Origin of the sequence: Rhodococcus sp. MEB041 (assembly GCF_030208955.1) — a bacterium.
In the GTDB taxonomy this organism is placed as follows: Bacteria; Actinomycetota; Actinomycetes; order Mycobacteriales; family Mycobacteriaceae; genus Rhodococcoides.
Genome location: NZ_JARVSZ010000006.1, coordinates 99930 through 116788, shown reverse-complemented (window position 1 = coordinate 116788; position 16859 = coordinate 99930). Strand labels below are relative to the sequence as shown.

16 protein-coding genes are annotated in these 16859 nt (G+C 66.9%); 6 read left to right on the top strand and 10 right to left on the bottom strand.

Translation table 11 applies throughout. The features are described 5' to 3' along the window. The first annotated feature begins 201 nt into the window (after positions 1-201). The gene (locus QRN16_RS19825) at positions 202-1524 is read left to right on the top strand and encodes an FAD-binding protein (protein WP_222628075.1); all 1323 of its coding nucleotides are present in this window, start codon (positions 202-204) and stop codon (positions 1522-1524) included. Positions 1525-1563: 39 nt separating this feature from the next. Here QRN16_RS19825 and QRN16_RS19820 read toward each other — a convergent pair whose 3' ends face one another. Beyond that, on the bottom strand, positions 1564-2247 hold the full coding sequence (locus tag QRN16_RS19820; RefSeq protein ID WP_285189319.1) for a hypothetical protein: 684 nt from the start codon (positions 2245-2247) through the stop codon (positions 1564-1566). Positions 2248-2296: 49 nt separating this feature from the next. Further along, complete coding sequence (locus QRN16_RS19815; RefSeq protein ID WP_285189317.1) at positions 2297-2671, bottom strand: histone-like nucleoid-structuring protein Lsr2; 375 nt, start codon at positions 2669-2671, stop codon at positions 2297-2299. A 362-nt stretch (positions 2672-3033) separates the two neighbouring features. Here QRN16_RS19815 and QRN16_RS19810 point away from each other — a divergent pair, with 362 nt between their 5' ends. After that, positions 3034-3768: a GAF and ANTAR domain-containing protein gene (locus QRN16_RS19810; RefSeq protein ID WP_285189315.1), complete on the top strand. Its 735-nt coding sequence runs from the start codon at positions 3034-3036 to the stop codon at positions 3766-3768. A gap of 77 nt (positions 3769-3845) precedes the next feature. On the opposite strand, the gene QRN16_RS19805 is transcribed toward QRN16_RS19810, so the two are convergent. From QRN16_RS19805 to QRN16_RS19785, 5 genes are all read right to left on the bottom strand, one after another. After that, a complete protein-coding gene (locus QRN16_RS19805; RefSeq protein ID WP_285189312.1) occupies positions 3846-5093 on the bottom strand; it encodes a GGDEF domain-containing protein in 1248 nt (415 codons plus the stop codon). A gap of 463 nt (positions 5094-5556) precedes the next feature. Beyond that, entirely contained in the window at positions 5557-6540 is a 984-nt protein-coding gene (locus QRN16_RS19800) for an ornithine cyclodeaminase family protein (RefSeq protein WP_285189310.1), read from the bottom strand. Positions 6541-6543: 3 nt separating this feature from the next. Next, complete coding sequence (locus QRN16_RS19795) at positions 6544-7464, bottom strand: ABC transporter substrate-binding protein (protein WP_285189308.1); 921 nt, start codon at positions 7462-7464, stop codon at positions 6544-6546. Between the two features lie 42 nt (positions 7465-7506). After that, positions 7507-8946 carry an MFS transporter gene (locus QRN16_RS19790; RefSeq protein WP_285189307.1) on the bottom strand — a complete coding sequence of 480 codons (1440 nt, stop codon included), beginning with the start codon at positions 8944-8946 and terminating at the stop codon, positions 7507-7509. A 186-nt stretch (positions 8947-9132) separates the two neighbouring features. After that, positions 9133-9747 carry a GntR family transcriptional regulator gene (locus QRN16_RS19785; RefSeq protein ID WP_285189305.1) on the bottom strand — a complete coding sequence of 205 codons (615 nt, stop codon included), beginning with the start codon at positions 9745-9747 and terminating at the stop codon, positions 9133-9135. 153 nt (positions 9748-9900) lie between these two features. On the opposite strand from QRN16_RS19785, the gene QRN16_RS19780 reads away from it, so the two are divergent. The 3 genes from QRN16_RS19780 to QRN16_RS19770 are packed head-to-tail and all read left to right on the top strand — an operon-like array spanning position 9901 to position 12453. Next, positions 9901-10893, top strand: coding sequence for an SDR family oxidoreductase (locus tag QRN16_RS19780; protein WP_285189303.1), 993 nt, complete (start codon positions 9901-9903; stop codon positions 10891-10893). Beyond that, complete coding sequence (locus tag QRN16_RS19775) at positions 10890-11675, top strand: SDR family NAD(P)-dependent oxidoreductase (protein ID WP_285189301.1); 786 nt, start codon at positions 10890-10892, stop codon at positions 11673-11675. The genes QRN16_RS19780 and QRN16_RS19775 overlap by 4 nt, the downstream gene beginning before the upstream one ends. A gap of 52 nt (positions 11676-11727) precedes the next feature. Continuing rightward, positions 11728-12453: a TetR family transcriptional regulator gene (locus QRN16_RS19770; RefSeq protein WP_027504455.1), complete on the top strand. Its 726-nt coding sequence runs from the start codon at positions 11728-11730 to the stop codon at positions 12451-12453. A 28-nt stretch (positions 12454-12481) separates the two neighbouring features. Here the strand turns inward: QRN16_RS19770 and QRN16_RS19765 are convergent, their stop codons facing one another. From QRN16_RS19765 to QRN16_RS19755, 3 genes are all read right to left on the bottom strand, one after another. Then, positions 12482-14269: a multicopper oxidase family protein gene (locus QRN16_RS19765; RefSeq protein WP_285189333.1), complete on the bottom strand. Its 1788-nt coding sequence runs from the start codon at positions 14267-14269 to the stop codon at positions 12482-12484. Positions 14270-14398: 129 nt separating this feature from the next. Then, entirely contained in the window at positions 14399-15037 is a 639-nt protein-coding gene (locus QRN16_RS19760) for a TetR/AcrR family transcriptional regulator (protein ID WP_285189298.1), read from the bottom strand. A 60-nt stretch (positions 15038-15097) separates the two neighbouring features. Further along, entirely contained in the window at positions 15098-15913 is an 816-nt protein-coding gene (locus tag QRN16_RS19755) for an esterase/lipase family protein (protein ID WP_285189296.1), read from the bottom strand. Positions 15914-16109: 196 nt separating this feature from the next. On the opposite strand from QRN16_RS19755, the gene QRN16_RS19750 reads away from it, so the two are divergent. Then, positions 16110-16850, top strand: coding sequence for an MlaE family ABC transporter permease (locus tag QRN16_RS19750; protein WP_052493233.1), 741 nt, complete (start codon positions 16110-16112; stop codon positions 16848-16850). Positions 16851-16859 lie beyond the last annotated feature (9 nt).

Sequence of the window (16859 nt, the reverse complement as noted above, 5' to 3'; positions counted from 1 at the left end):
ACTGGAACTTCTACCGCGCCCTCGCCGACTTCAAGATCGCCGTCATCGCCGAAGGCATCGCACACCGCGCCGCCGCCTCCGACGACACGGACGGCACCGCCGCAGCAGCCGCCCACGCCACAGCCGAATTCGCCGCAGCCGGGCTGCGCGCGTTCTCACGGTGACCCGCAGACACCACTTCTGATCGAGAGGCCGACAGCAATGAACGACATCGAGTGCGACGTACTGGTCATCGGCGGCGGGATGGCCGGTCTGACCGCCGGAGCCCGCGCCGCGTCCGCAGGCAGATCCGTCGTCGTGGTGGAGGTCGGTGCGGATGTCGGCGGATCCGCGCGCTATGCCGGATACGTCTGGACGGCACCGGATCACACCGTCATGGACGCACAGAACCCGCACGGCAACCCTGCCCTGAGGCGACTGCTGGTGGACCGGTTCCAGGACGGCGTGCAGTGGTTACGTGACACCGGTGTGGAGGTGGGCGATGCGCAGCGAATCCTGTCCTTCGGGCGAGGACACAAGTTCGACACCAACCAGTACGTCGATCTGTGCAGGCGGATCGTCCTCGAGTCCGGCGGATCGGTCCTTCTGAACACGTGCACCGAGAGCCTGACGTTCGAGAACGGCGTCGTCACCGGCGCGGTGATCCGGACCGGCACCGCGGAACCACAGGACGTGCGGGCGGCGCACACCGTGCTCGCCACGGGCGGTTTCCAAGGGTCCGCAGCGCTGCTCGAGAAGCACGTTCATCCGAATGCAGGGCGCATGCAACTGCGCTCGAACCCCCACAGCACGGGCGTGGGCCTGACACTCGCCGAGAGCGTCGGCGCTGCCGCCGGTGCGATGAACGCCGGCTTCTACGGGCACCTGATTCCCAGCGGGGTGACCCTGACGGACCCGTCCGATTTCGTCGACATGTCGCTGTACTACAGCGAACACGCGCTCCTGTTCGATCTCGACGGGACGCGCTTCGTCGACGAGACACTCGGTGATCACCTGACGACGATGGCTCTGCTCGACCGGCGCGAGGCACGCGGGCTTCTCGTGGCGGACGCTCGCGTGCACCGGGACTGGGTCCTGGCGTCGTACGTCGAGGGCGCCGTGGCCGTCGACAAGTTCGCACTGGCGAGCAAGCGCGGGGGTCGGGTCGGACGAGCGGACACGCTCGAGGAGCTCGAATACCTACCGGAGGACTGGGGATACGACGGAGCCGCCATCGCGGCCGCGATCGCCGACTTCAACGAGTCCACCACGTCGGCGGAGGGCCCTGTGCCGGGCCGAGCGCTGGATGCGAGCCCGCTGAACGAACCGCCTTACTACGTCATCGAAGCCGTCCCGGCCGTCACTTTCCCGTTTCACGGCGTCAGAGTCGACGGCGACGCCCGTGTTCTGACACCGAACGGCGAGCCGATTCCGGGCCTGCTGGCAGCCGGTTCCGACACGGGCGGCCTGTGGAACCGCGCGTACGCAGGCGGTCTGGCGGCCGCTCTGGTGCTCGGACTCGTCGCCGCGGAGACTGCCGGGTGACCCCTCGGGAAGGATGATGCCGCCGCCGCGCTGCGCGTGTCAAGGCCCCTCGCGGCCGTGGAGGGTGGCGATGATGCGCTGCGCCTCCTCCACCGACGAATGCTCCCGAGTGACCGCTCCGGCCCGCAACATCGCCGACGCGACATCGACCGCCACGGCATGCCGCGCGACCAGGATGCCGATGGCCACGCTCGTGAGATCGGTTGCCTCGTCCCCGTCCACGGTCGCCAGCGCGGCGTCGCCTACGACCACGGGCCCGATGACCCGCACCAGGTGTCCGATCAAGACGTCCGTTCCTGCCGGCAACGGCCCGCTCCACACCGAGCGCCGGTGCAGTTGCACGCACCCGAGGGGGGCGTCCACCGCGCCCAGTGGGAGCACCCTCACCCACCCGACATCCAATGCCACCAGGTCGTCGATCAGCAACGGCCACCGCGCCCCGTCGTGGCGGTCGTCCACGATGATCGTCCGGCCCACCGCACGGTCACTCGACACGAGATCGACATCCGCGCCGTGCAGGTACAGCAGGTCGGCGATCCTCTCCGCCGACGAGTCGGTGGTGTGCAGCACGCGTCGCGTATCGGGGTGACGCGGGGACGACACGACCACCGCGCCACCGTCCGCGCCGGCGACCCCGACGCACACGTCGACGAAATCCGACAACCGCTCCCCCGGGCCGAGTCGAGGCCCGTCGGACGCGGTCGCGTCACCGGGGTCGTTCATGGTCCATCCCTCCACCAGGCGTTCGCAGATCGACTCGCGCACGCCTCGTTCAGCTTTCCCGTCCGCGACGACGGGGGCAGGTCGCATCCTCACGAGACGGCGGACGTGCTCGCGTCCGATACGCCGCCACGACAGAATCGGCGATGCGCCCGCGGTCGGCGATGGCGAAACCATGTCCACGCGCCCACGTGCGGATCGCCGCGGTCTCCGCGCGGTCCGCTGCCGTCCGACGCCGCACCGTCGAGATGTCCTCCGACCGACGTCCTCGGGTGCTCCACTCCGTGAGCAGGCCGTGAATCTGCGCTGCGTTCTCGGACGACAGGTCGATCTCGAACCATGTTCCCCGGTGACCGAACACGACGGTGTCGTCCGCGGACATCCCGTCCAGGTCGTCGATCAGCGTCACGTCAACCTTGCGAACCACGCGGAGCTCCTCGGACACGCGTACGAACGACCACGCAGGGTGACCCCGCACGGGCCGATCTGACGTTGTATCTGTAGGTAGTAGGAAGCCGCCACACTCTGGACGCCGCTGTCTGTGCGTGTCCATACCCTGTCCGGTGCCACTCAACCTTCCGTGAGGGGATATTTTCTCTCGACTCCATGGTGATCTTCGAGCGGTGTTTCAGGGTGGTCCCCCACCGGGCACAATTCTCCGCAGGTGCCCCGCTGCACCCGGAGTTCGGTGCTCGACTGTCGAAACCGACGGCGGTCGGCACCGACTTCCCGTGTTCGCGAGGCCCGTCACCGGTCGGCGCGACCTGAGACAGTGATGGAAAGAGCGCCGTGACCACGTCGGACCCCACACCGCCCGAGCTGCGGCTCGCTCTGGCCGTCCGGGCAGTTGCCGCACTCGCCGACGACGACCACGTCGCCGAGCTGCTCGATCGACTGACCGACGTCGCCTGCACCCTCGTCGATGCCGCCGACCACTGCGGCATCACGCTGTCGATCGGCGATGTCACCTTCACCGCCGCAGCCTCGAGCACGGAGATCGCGCCGATCAACGACCAGCAGTACTCCGCCGACAACGGTCCCTGTCTGCACGCGGCTCGCACGGCCGCCACCATCGTCGTCGATTGCACGGTCGACGACGATCGATGGCCGCATCTCGGACCCGCTGCTCACCGCGTCGGCATCAACACCATGCTGTGTGCGCCGATCGTCTGCGACGATCGGCCGGTCGGATCGCTGACCCTGTTCGCCCGTGCACCACAGGGTTTCGACGATCTCGATCACCGCCTCGTCGAGCTGCTCACGGGAGTGACAGCGGATGCTCTCGAGAGGGCTCGACGTCGCCGCGAACTACACGGAACCATCGCCGGACTACGGGACGCGCTGGTGCACAGGGCTCCCATCGAACAGGCCAAGGGCATTCTGATGGCACTGCGTGGCATCGACGAGGATGCGGCTTTCACTGTGCTGTCGACCCGCTCCCAACATCTCAATCGCAAGGTGCGCGAGATCGCCACCGAGTTCGTCGAGTCCGTCAGCGCCGCCGCGCCGACCGGCGATCTCTGACCATCAGCGACGCACCCGCTCCCCTGTCAGTGGAGCCCACCGTCCACCGGAGCAACGAGGTCCCCCACGTCTCGCGGCTACCCGCGTCGAGCAGGCCGGGTGCGTTTGGCGCTGTACAGGGCCGTGTCGGCGAGGGCGAGGAGGTCGGCGAGCCGGACGGTTCCGGAGTTGTACGCGATCCCGATGGTGACGGACACCTCGACATCGCTCTCGTCGAGCGCGATGGGTTCGCGAACCCTGTCACCTAGTCGGGCGGCCAGCCGGTCCGCACCCTGCTCGCCGCCGGCGCCCGTCGGGGCGAACGACGCAATGATGAACTCGTCGCCACCGATTCTGCCGATCACATCCTCCGAACCGCACTCGGACCGCAGACGCTGAGCGAGCGTACGCAGGACGAGATCACCCGCCGCGTGTCCGTGAGTGTCGTTGATCTCCTTGAAGTAATCGACGTCCACGAACAGCAGCGCCGTCGGAGCAGCGAGGTCGCAGTCCGGGCGGGTGAGCCTCTCCAGCAGGGCCGACCGATTCAGGACACCGGTCAGGTCGTCGTGACGAGACCGGTCCAGAATCGACTGGTAGGCATCGACCAGGCGAGCGGTCCTTTCGACGGTCTCGGTGACGTCGCGGAAATTGATCGCCACGTGCCCGTCCACGAAGCTGCCCGTCAGTTCGATGGTGCGACCGGGCACGTACAGGGATGCTGTCTGTAGCGTCACCTCACCACGCGTGGCGATGACCTCGCGGTGAAAGTCACCGAAGAACGAGTCCCGCGTCCGAGGCAGCGCGTCGTGAATGTGTCGGCCCAGGATCTCCGCGCGAGGCACCCCGAGATGCCGTTCGCTCTCCGTGTTGATGTAGCGGACCACCATGTCCTCCCCCAACACCATGAAGCCGAGCGAGACCCGATCCAGCACCCGCGTCAGGACGGCGTCTGCGCCGAGTTCGGGATCCACGGCGAGCACGATGCCGGTGAGGATTCCGGCGCCGGGGTCGTTCGTCGATTCGATGGTCATGCTCCGGGTCAGGACATACCGCAGGGACCGGTCCGGAAGCACGATCCGATAGAGGCATTCGGCCCCGAGCGAGGTGTGGGCATCCTCGAACAGCTTCTGCACGACACGCTCGTCGTCGGGATGCACTCGTTCGTGCCACACCTCCATCGCGGGACGGTCCGTGGGCGCCGAGAAGATCTCCCTCGCGCGGTCGTCGAGATCAAGGCGCCGGGCAGCGATGTCGTAGCGGATCACACCGATGGTGGCCGCTCGCGCCTCGACGTCGGACACCGACGGCTGCCCCGGCGACCACTGCAGACGATGTACCGACACCCTGACACCCACTTGTTCGTGCTCACGGTCGGGGACATCCTTCGCCACCCGCCCCGGATATCGTTCTACACCGGCGCACCCAGCGATCTGACCGTTTCGCCCCATCGCCGGGCGGCACTGGTAGCCGAACAGCCGGACGGTTCCCCGATGACCGGGGAACCGGAACCGAGCCGACAGTATGGACACTGCTGTCCGAGTTCGAGAAGAACCAGGGTCGACGCGCGGAATTGGCCGAGGCTGTCGGTTCAGTGCAGGCGGCGTTGCGCGACACTATTCACTCGGCTCGAGAGACGGCCCCGACATCGTGGACGGTCTCGAGATGCACCGGCCCGTCGAGCACCCGCTCCACCCTGACGAGCGGCGTCACACACGTGTCACGCTCACCCCGGCGGGAAGGCCGTGGTCGCCACCAGCGAGACCGTCCTGTCGCCCCGTGGGGTTCACCCGACTCTCCCCCGCCGCCTCACGAGCTGAGATCGACGCTGATTCCCAGTCCTCGCTCACGAGCTGCTGTGATGACGAGGCGTGCGACGGCGAGGTCTTCCGCACCGATGCCGGTGGAGTCGAACAGTGTGATCTGCTCGTCCGATGATCGACCGATCCTCCGGCCGGTGATGACGTCGCCGATTTCGGTGCTCAGTTCGTCCTCCGTCACCGCACCCTCGGCGAGTGCGAGCACGGCGTCTCCCGATTTGGACAGCGCGGTGGTTCGACTGTCCACGACGATCCGCGACCGTGCCATGGCCTCACCGTCCACTTCACGCTCGTCGGGGCGTGGCGCTGCGCCGACGACGTTCAGATGTGTTCCAGCGGTGAGCCATCCACCTCTCAGGATCGGCTGTACCGACGGGGTGAGAGTGCAGACGATGTCGGCGCAGCGGGCGATCTCTTCCACCGACGCTGCCGACCGGATAGGGAGATCGTCACCCTCGAAGGCCGTGCGGAATGTCGCCACCGTGCTCTCCGATCTGGACCACACGAGAACGCTGGTCACGTCCCGCACGGTGCGGATCGCGCGGACATGCTCGACCGCGAGCGCGCCGGCGCCGACGACGCCGAGCACAGCCGGCCCCGGCCGCGCCAGGTACCGGGTGGCGACTGCACTGGCGGCTGCGGTTCTGATGGCGGTGATCGCGCGTCCGTCCAGCATCGCGATACATTCCCCGGTGCGAGTCGAGGTGACCAGCATCGTCGACCGCTGACGAGGGAGTCCGCGTGCACGGTTCGCGGGGGCGTCGCAGAGCACCTTGGCCACCGCCAGTTCCGCGACACCGGACTGGGCCACCATGGGGATGATGCGGGCGTCCTCGGTGCCGTTCATCGAGGGCGGCACCGGGTTCTGGGCGCTGCCCTCACTCAGCTCCACGAACATCCGCTCGACTGCTTCCAGGACAGTGGTGCGGTCCAGCAGCGCCGAGATCTCCGAGTGGCGCAGTACCAGTGTCATCGTTCAGCCGACCGTCGTCAGTTCCGCAGCGTCGACGATGCGCGAGGTGACCAGATCCTCGAACGCGGGGGCCCGACCGACCATCTTCTCTTCGTGGAGGATGCGCATCCAGCGGTCGCTCGCAGCACCATCGATGCGCACCGTGTCCCAGGTGCGGGATTGCTGGATTCTCGTGCACGCGGCGGTGAGAGTGGGCAGCGGCATCATGGGCCAGTGCTCGGCCAGCAGCGGTTCGAGTTCACTCACGGGCGTCGCCTTGACCGTTGCCATAGCAGCGTCCAGGGCGGAGGTGAACGCGACGAGCCGATCCTCCAGTTCCTCGACACGGTCGGTGCGGCAGTAGTACACACTGTTCGGGCCGAGCCCGCCGACGTCTGCGTACTCGACGACGATGTGTCCGGTGTGGCGATCCGACATCGACTGAGCGGTGGTGATGTCGAGGATGATCGCATCACCGAGTCCGTCCTCGAACAGTTCGACGAACATCGGCGTGGACAGATCGCGGAGAAATGCCGTTGCGGCGGAATCGATTCCCGCTTCCCGCATCATTCCCGCGGTGATCGCATACGGCGCGCTGCCACCGATTCCCGGCGCCAACACGGTTTTCCCGGTCAGCATCGACCAGTCGAATCCGTCCGGTGTCGGTGCTCGCATGACGAGCGCCTTGGGGAACTGGTGGTTCAATTGTGCGAAGACGGTGAGCTGACGAGATGTCCCCCAGTACATTCCGGGAACCCACAGTCCGCCGAGAGCGATGTCCGCAGCGCCGCTGTCGAGATCGTCGAGCACGCCGGTCCACGGGTCACATGCCTTCGCGTGCACCGACAGACCGCGCTCGGCGAACATGCCGGCGTGATCGGCGTAGTACTCCGGAAGGTAGTTCAGCCCGTGCGCGGTGGCGGAGACGAACAGTGATTCGGTCATGATGGATGTTGCCTTTCTGTTGTGATGCACTGTATTCGAGTGTCAGGCTGCGACGAGTTCCTTCTCGTTCACTTCCTCCAGAGACTGTCCGAACGTCTCGGGTCCGAAGCGAGCGACGACGACCAGGAGGACGTACATGGCCGCGATCATGAAGAACACTCCGGCCACTCCCGCGCGGTCGAAGAAGAAGAGGGCTGCGAACGGCATGACGGCGCCGGCGACATTCCCGATTCCGTTGACGATGGACGTGCCCATTCCGCGGATCGAGGTGGGGAACAGTTCCGGCGTCCACACCGACAGCATGGTGTTGAGCATCATCGTGAAGAACTGGAAGACGGCGCCGAGAACGAGGATGGTGGCAACGCTGTTCGCGAGAGTCGCGAACGCCACCGCGGACACGCACCCGAGAACCGCCGCGGTCATCACAGTGGGCCGCCGGCGGACTCGGCCGGCGAGATAGCACGCGGCACAGGCGCCGAAGAGACTGCCGACGTTCATGATCATGGTGAACAGCAGTGAGTCCGTGAGGGAGTAGCCCCTCGAGACCAACAGGATGGGCATGAGGAACAGGAGGGCGACCTGGGCACCGAACGACATCCACGAGGCGGCTCCGACCGCCGCGGTGCGGCGCAGATTCTGCCCGCGGAACACCTCTGCGTACGACGTCGACGAGGTGGTGGGAAGGATGTCGGCATCGGTCACGAACTGCTTCGTCGGCCCCGGGTCGCGAAGCCCCGAGATCGAGCCACTGGCCAGCCGCGTCAGACTTCGATTGGCCTCGTCGACACGCCCTTTGGACAACAGGAAACGCGGCGATTCCGGAAGGTAGCGCCGGAAGAACACGACCAGCAGTGCCGGAACCGCGAGGATGACGTAAGTCCAGCGCCACGACGTGTCGTCGCCGCCCAGGACGCCTCCGAGCGGACCGAGCACGAGCATGAAGAAGCCGAACGATGCGATGTTGCCGATGCCTCCGGACGAGATGTTGAGAGTGGCGAGGAGAGAACCGCGGTGGCGGGTCGCGACCAGTTCGGCGAGGATCGCCAAACCGACCGTGAACTCGCCGCCCAGACCGATGCCCACGATGAATCGGCTCGCCAGCAGCATCTCGTAACTGACGGACGCGGCACTGATCAGTCCGCCGAGGGTGTAGACCAGCAGGTTCAGGCTGAGCGCCACCCGCCTGCCCCACCGGTCGGCGATGTAGCCACCGATGAGGCGGCCCACGAGTCCACCGATCACGGTGGCGGTGTTGATGAATGTCAACTGCGCGTTGCCGATTCCGAGAGAGTCCTTGATGAGCGGGCCCATGGCGCCGGTGGAGTTCTGCTCGAGACTGTCGAAGAACAACCCCGCCATGAGGAGGAGGACGACAGCTCCCTGGACGCGGGTGAATCCGATGCGGTCGAGGGTGCTGGACAGTGCCGATGCCGGCACGGGATCGACGCCCGGTGGGATCGACGCCGGAGTGGATGTGGACATGGTGTGCTCCAGGGGACTGGACGGCACCGGGAACGGATGTCAGCCGGCGAGTCGCCTCTCCACGTGCTCCGAAACGACTGCCTAATTTGTATACAAACCATGTGTCATTCCCGTTGCTCGGCGCTACGGATGTGTTAATCCCCTGATGTACACCTCAGATAGTATACGAAGTGACGGACCGACTACTCAGGTGTCGGCTTCGTCCCGCCGGAGGTGCTCGTCCATGAGGAACCCCGCCTGGACGGGTGCGCCACCGAGGATGGCCGAGGCAAGCGCCGCGTGGTCGTGAACGGTGGCATCGGGATCGTCACCGAGACCCCACTCGACGCGCCGATTGACACCCGCCAACATCTCTCTGAGCTGGTCGTTGCCCGAGGCAATGGCGATGAGGTCGTGGAACGACCGGGCGCCGCTCCGGTCCGCGGGTGGTCCCCCGCCGCTTTCCCGCGCCCGTTCGACGACGCGCGCCAGCTCGTCCGCCACCGAACCACCCCGGTTACGCGCAGCGAGCTGGGCGGCGAGAACTTCGAGCCCGTGCCGAACTTCGAGCAGCTCTCGATTGTCCTTGTGGAGAGTGGTCGACACCGTCGCACCGCGATACCGCACGGTGGTGACGAAACCTTCGGCTTCCAACTGCGCCAGAGCCTCTCGAACCGGCACGCGGGACACACCGAAACCCTTGGCGATGGTCTCCTCGACCAGCCTCTCCCCGCCGACACGGCGACCAGAGAGGATCTCCTCCCGCAAGTGTGCCGCGATGGTGTCGCCGGGTGACCTGTCGTTCTCTCGACCCGCGTCCACGGGAAGAAGTCTAGTCGGCCGGTCCTCTCGATGCCGGGATCGTGACGACCCGTCCGCCGATCACGCCTTGTCGGCCTTGCGTTATTTGCATTCATAGTGCAATATTCGCTTGAGCATCGGGGCGGGCCGGGTGCGGAGACCGGAGGGGATTCCATGATCACGGTGACCAGTGCCGCAGGCGGTGTCGGACGGCTGCTCGTCCGACAGCTGGCATCACGAGGTGTTCCGATACGAGCGGTGGTGAAGAACGACGACCAGGCCCGTACGACTCGGCGGGACGGGGCCACCGAGGTCGTCGTGGGCGATCTGAGAGCCCCGCAGACACTCGACACGGCCCTCGCCGGCACGACCGTCCTGTACCACGCGGCTCCGACGCAGATCATCGACGAGCGACCCATCATCGATCACCTCATCGCTTCAGGACCATCACATGGTCTGCAGCACATCGTGTTCCACTCGGTGATCCACCCCGAACTGCACCAGCTGACCCATCATCGGCAGAAGCACATCGCGGAGGGGATGCTGCTCGACAGCGCGATCCCCACCACCGTCCTGAGACCGTCGCACTACATGCAGAACTACCTCGAGGTGTGGGACCTTCTGCACGCGGGCGTCATGCCGTACCCGGTCTCACCGGACAGCGTCATGGGAGTGGTCGACCTCGCCGATGTCGCCGAGGTGGCCGCCACCATCGCACTCGATCCGGACCCACACACCGGGCGTACCTACGACCTGTCCACCGTCGAACTGACTCGCCACCAGATGGCGGCGATCTGGTCGACGGTGTTGGGCCATCGCGTGACTGCTCTCCGCATCCCGCCGTCATCGCTCAGACACAGGACAGCCGCCCTGCCCGCGCTGGGACCGATCCTCGTCGAGGCCGTCCGGGCGACCGGAATGCACTCCGCGAGCCACCTCGTGCGGGGAGTCGGCGCGGCCGCCAATCCCCGCGGCATGAACGACTGGCCGCACGATGCGCGCGAGGCGTACCGCACGATGATGTCGCATTACGACCGGCACGGACTTCCCGCCGGTGATCTGACCGTGCTTCCCGCACTGCTCGGACGCGAACCCACCTCCTACGAGGATTTCGCCCGCCGGTCCGCCTCCGAGCGTGGGCATCGGTCGAAGGACTCCCGAGGATGAGTCGCTCGCAGCATCCATTCCGACCGGCGCGGTCCATGGTGACCGGAGCGAGTTCCGGCATCGGGGCCGAGTTCGCCCGAGCCCTGGCCGCGCGCGGCTCCGACCTGGTGTTGGTGGCACGACGGGAGGACCGGTTGACCGCTCTCGCAGCCGAACTCGAACGTGCACACGGCATCCACTGCCGTACGGTCTCCCATGATCTGTCGGAACCCGCAGCCGGACGTCGACTGCGGACCCTGGTTCCCGAGAGACTGGACCTCGTCGTCAACAATGCCGGCTTCGCAGTACAGGGCCCGTTCGTCGACAACGATGCCGACGACCTCGCGCGGCTCCTGGCGGTCGATGTCGCTGCCGTGGTGGACATCTGCTCTGCCTTCCTCCCCGACATGATCTCCCGCGGCACCGGATCCGTCGTCAACGTCGCCAGCACGACGGCGTTCCAACCCGTTCCCACCCTCGCCGTCTACGCCGCAGCCAAGGCGTTCGTCCTGAGCTTCACGCAGTCGCTGTGGTACGAGTCCAGGCGCCACGGTGTCCGAGTGTTCGCACTCGCCCCGGGTCCGACGCGCACCGAGTTCTTCGATGTCATCGGCGAGTCCGCCGCGACGACCGGCTCGTACCAGTCACCCGCCGAGGTCGTCGCCACCGCGATGCGCGCCCTCGACGCCAGAACCTCACGTCCACACGTCATCTCAGGACGGAGGAACACCATCGCGGCCGCCACGGCAGCGCTGACGCCACCTCGGGTACTGCTTCCGGCGGTGGCGCGGCTGCTGCGCTGATCTCCCGAGTTGCCGTCCCCGCTCGGCCGACTCGGACTGTAGTGTCACGATCATGGCCAGGGCCTCGAAGTTCACTGCGGCCGACCGTCGCGCCGCTGTGGAGCGTGCCTTCGAGGGAACAGAGAGTCCCACCGCCGTCGCATCTGATCTGGGTGTCCACCCGACCACTCTCTATCGGTGGGCCGCGTCCGACACGGCGGACGACCCGGGGCCGGCGCCGACTCGGCTCGTCCACGCCACCCAGACGCTGCTCGAACACTCCGACTACGGCGACATCACCGTGGAGGCCGTGGCGCAGCACTGCGGACTCGCGGCCCGGACCGCATTCCACCACTTCCCCACCAAACGCGACCTGTTCCACGCAGCCGTCAACGATGCCGCCACCACGCTGATCGACCGCATGGCAACGCGTTCCGAGCAGGCGACGTGGCCGGACGATCCTCTGGGACAGCTGCGATCGTTCCTGCACATCGCCGCGGCCACCATCTACGACACTCCGGCGACCCACGTGCTGTTCCGCAACATCGGTGTTCCCCGCAGCGAAGGAACCGCCGAGGGGTGGCACACCGACTTCGTCGTCGCGATCGAACAACTGCTGCACAGAGCGGCCGATGCCGGTCAGATCGAACGCCACACCGACGTGGCCGCGGCAGCGCAACTCGTGACCGGCGCCATGCGCGGGATCCACACCGCCGTGTTCGACGGCGCCTCTCCCGATGTCGCACTCGACCTGGTGGACCGCGTTCCCCTGCTGATACCCGGCCCCCGTCGAACGTGAGATTCGCAGCGTCGAGGCACCCCGCACCTCACCCGATCACGCGGTACCGCAACATCATCTCGTGATCCTCGTGGTCGAGGATGTGGCAGTGCCACATGTAGCCCTGCAGATCTCCGGCCGGTGCGCTGTGAGCTGCATGGTCGTAGGACGCCAGAGCACCCGGTTCGGGCGGCCGGGGGAACACGGCGTCGGGATCGAAGTCGAGTTCCTCGGCGGTGGGAAATCGCACGACGATGCGAGTCACGGTGCCGGGATCGAGCCGCACCGTGTCTTTCCACCCGCTCTCCCATGGCGCGGGAGGGAGACCCGGACCGGCGAGGAAGGGTTCCGGTGACGGCGTCCACTTCGTGCCGACGGCGGGTTGCGGATGAGCGAGTTGGAGCTCGACGGTGCGCAGCGGGACGCGCTCGAGAATGCGGAAGTGCACCAGGTGCAGATGGATCGGGTGCGGATCCGCGGTGATGTTCACGATGTCCCACCGCTCGGTGGTTCCGGCGCGGGGAGATTCGATGTCCCCGTCGGTGTAGCGGAGGTTGTTGAGAGCCATGTACGCCGGCGGAAGCCGAAGCGCGTACGGCTGACTGACGGTGACGACACGGTGGCGGTCGGGAGTCGCGATCGGCGGTAGGGGTTCCGGTCGTGATCCGCCGTCGCGCAGACGGTTCGGAATCGCGCCCGTGTGGCCGCGAGCTGCGGTGACGTCGAAGCGGCAGAAGTGCGTCATGGCGACGGCGCCCAATTGCGCGGCCTGGAACGGTGGTGCCTCGTCGTTGAGAAGTCGCACCGCGGTTCCGGGTTCGACTGTGCCGAAGTCCACGAGCATGTCGTAGCGCTCGCCCGGCGCGACCCGGAGGTGCCGCGTCTCCACCGGCGCGTCGAGCAGTCCGCCGTCGTTACCGATGACCAGAAACGGGATCTCGTGGTCCAGGTAGAGATTCCAGACGCTGTACGAGCCGGCGTTGATCATGCGAAAGCGATACACCCCGCGAGCGACCGGAATACGCGGCCACACAGCACCGTTCACCACTCCGAGATCGCCGACGGCCCCGCCTTCCCAGGACCCTTCGGGCACCACGGGGGTGGATCGCAGACTCGCTCTGCCATCAGGAGTCAGGATCTTCTCCTGCAGTACGAGCGGCATCTCGAACTCACCTGCGGGCAGACCCAGCGGATTGCCCGCTTCGCCGGTGTCGAAGCGGTCGCGAAGCAGAACGTTCCCGGCGAGCCCGCCGTACACGTTCGCGCGGGTGATTCCCATGGCGTGGTCGTGGTACCAGAAGTGGGCCGCTTCCTGGCGGAACGGGAACTCGTAGCGAAGGGTGCGACCGTAGTGCACGAGTTGCTCGGCGTGCCCGTCGCTGTCCGGCGGGGTCAGCCCGCCGTGCAGATGCAGCACCGTCGGCGGACTGGTCCGGAAGAGTGGTGAGACTCCGTGGAGACTCGTGTCGAGATCGCGCGCGAACGGATGCGGGCCGAGGTCGTTGGTGAGGGTGAGCGACATCCGTTGGCCGGACTCCGCTTCGAGGGTGGGGCCGAGCACCGTGGTCGCCACCCCGTCCACCTCGTACGCCATCGCGGGCGCCGCAGACACTCCCGAGTGATATCGATGCATCGTGGACACAGTTCGGACGACGTGGTCGGCCCCGCGCACAATGGGTAGCGGAGCCACCTCGTCGATGTACGGCGTCAGTGTCGGCGAGTGGAACAGCAGCGGACTCGAAAGAGTCGGCTGAGCCTGAGCGCGGGTGACAACACCCCCCGTCGCACCCACTGCCACCGCCAAGCCCAGATTGCGCAGGAACCGCCGGCGCGCCATCGCACCGTCACGACCGACCGAGAACTCCTCCGCCACTTCGCACCCCCATGCCCGCGGCGCGAGTGCGCCGGGGCTGACCGTACCGCACCGTATGGTGTGTCAGGCCCGTTTCGGCGGAGTGACGGGCAGCTACCGCGCGGTCAGCAGGGCGAACATCGCCCGCACCTCGTCCGGGGTCGGCGTGGGGAGGTTGTCGCGGGCATGCACGAAACCGATGCCCGCGTACACGAGAAAGCCTGCTCGCAACCGTGCCTCGGCCTCGTCGAACCCCAGTTCGCGCATCGAGTTCTGGACCACGTCGAAGATGCGTTGATCGAGCTCCCGGACGACCACGGCAATCTTGTCGTAGGTCCGAGCCCAGTCCCGCACTGCCGCCTCGACAGCCCAGGTACGTTCCTGCAGAAGCAGTTCCGCCATCACCTGCAGTCTCGCGTCCACGGGCACGGTGTCCACCTGAGCCAGTCCGCGAAGCGTGTCGTTCTGCTCGTCGCACCACTTGTCGGCGATGGCGGTCATCAGCTCGTCGATGTCGGCGAAGTGCCAGTAGAAGCTGCCCTTGGTCACCTTCAGCCGCTCGCACAGCGTCGTGATCTTCACTTCCGACACGCCCTCGCTCACCAGCAGTGCGAAGGCGGCGTCGATCCAATCGTCGACGGTGAGCCGCGGAGCCCGTGGCGCGGGCGCCGACTTCTTCTCACCGCCACGCCGTCGACGCGCGGGGGCGCCACTCCGGGTGCGGGCATCGCCGGACGCGGCTTCGGGTGCCATCGCTCTCCTTCGTGTCGTGATGCTCGGCTGATCCGTCGATCGTACGATCACCTCGCCGGGTCAGACCCGACCGAGGGCGTCCAGCGCGAGTCGCCGGACCTGCTCGTCGCCCGAGAGCCCGGCGTGGTCGACCGTGCTCGTCGGATCGACGGACTGCACGACGATCGCCTCGCCGCCCGGCATCGCACTCGTGAACGGATCGGTCACGAGTCCGTCGGTCGCCGTGACGACGTCGGCGTACCGCACCCCGGCGACCGGTACATCGACGGGCGGAGTCGTGAGAAACGACGAACCCGTGACGATCTCACCGCACGCCCCGCACCATGGACCCACCAGTGGCTTCTCCAGACGGGCCAGCTCGTCGTAGATTCCGATACCGCGGTTGAACGCGGCGATCGTGCCGGCCTCGGCGAGGTTCGTTCCGCGCCAGAGCGGTCCGAGCGTGACCAGTGTGGACACGGGGGCAAGTCCGTCGTCCACGGGGTGGGTCAGTGCAGACTGCACGGCCAACGCTCCTGCGCCGCGCGCCACGACGCGGATCCGCGATTCCCCGGTGCGGGACAGGATCCCGTCGATCGCGGACCGTATCTGCGACGCTGAGTCCTCGAGTGCAGCCAGACCGGCGACCGTGGCGACCGGCCGGAGCGCCTCCGTGAGAGCGGATTCGCCGTAGGTCAACGCGACAGGACACCACCCCCGACTCGTCAGGTCGTCGGTCCACCCGTCCCACTCCGCCGCGGAGGAACCCAGATCGTGAACCAGGAGAACAGTGTCGACACACGGATCCGCCGGGCCGGCCGTGGACGGAGCCACAACACACGCCTGGACTCCGATCGCGATGAACACGACGGACGTGAGCCTGCTGCACAACGACATTCATGTCTCCCGAGATCGGATAGTCGAAACCGTCAGAACACACCATACAGTGCGGTATGGTGAATTGAATCACAGACGCTGTGCCGAGGATTGCCGGAAGGACAGGTCGCATGGACCACGAACGGACACAACCCGGTCGGGTAGGCCGGTGAGCGTCTCCACCTCGCGAGCAGTCACGTCCGCGGCACGCGGCGCGGTGTCGTCTCTAGGGGAGTTCTACGCCTTGACACTCGACACCGCCCGAGCCGTCGCGAAGCGGCCGTTCCAGTGGCGGGAGTTCGTCGATCAGAGCTGGTTCATCGCCCGGGTCTCTCTACTTCCGACCATCCTGATGTCGGTCCCCTTCACGGTGCTGGTCGTCTTCACTCTGAACTCGTTGCTCATCGAGATCGGTGCATCCGATCTGAGCGGAGCGGGCGCAGGCCTGGGCGCCGTCACCCAGATCGGGCCGCTGGTCACCGTGCTCGTCGTGGCCGGCGCTGCCGCGACTGCGATCGCCGCAGATCTCGGATCGCGCACCATCCGCGAGGAGGTGGACGCCATGGAGGTGCTGGGCATCGATCCGGTGCACCGCCTCGTCCTGCCTCGCGTTCTCGCCTGCACCCTCGTCGCGGCTCTCCTGAACGGCGCCGTGTGCACCATCGGACTGGTGGGCGGGTTCTTCTTCTCCGTGTACCTCCAGGACGTCACGCCGGGTGCTTATGCCGCAGGAGTCACGCTGCTGGTGGGACTTCCGGAACTGCTGCTCTCCGAGGTGAAGGCAGCATTGTTCGGTCTCCTCGCCGCGCTGGTCGCCTGTTACCGGGGACTGTCCGTGCGAGGTGGGCCGAAGAGCGTCGGGGAGGCGGTCAACGAGACCGTGGTGTTCTCGTTCGTCGCCCTGTTCCTGGCCAACCTGGTCCTCACCTCCGTGGGCCTCGCCGTGAGCGGCCGCTGATGGTTCTCG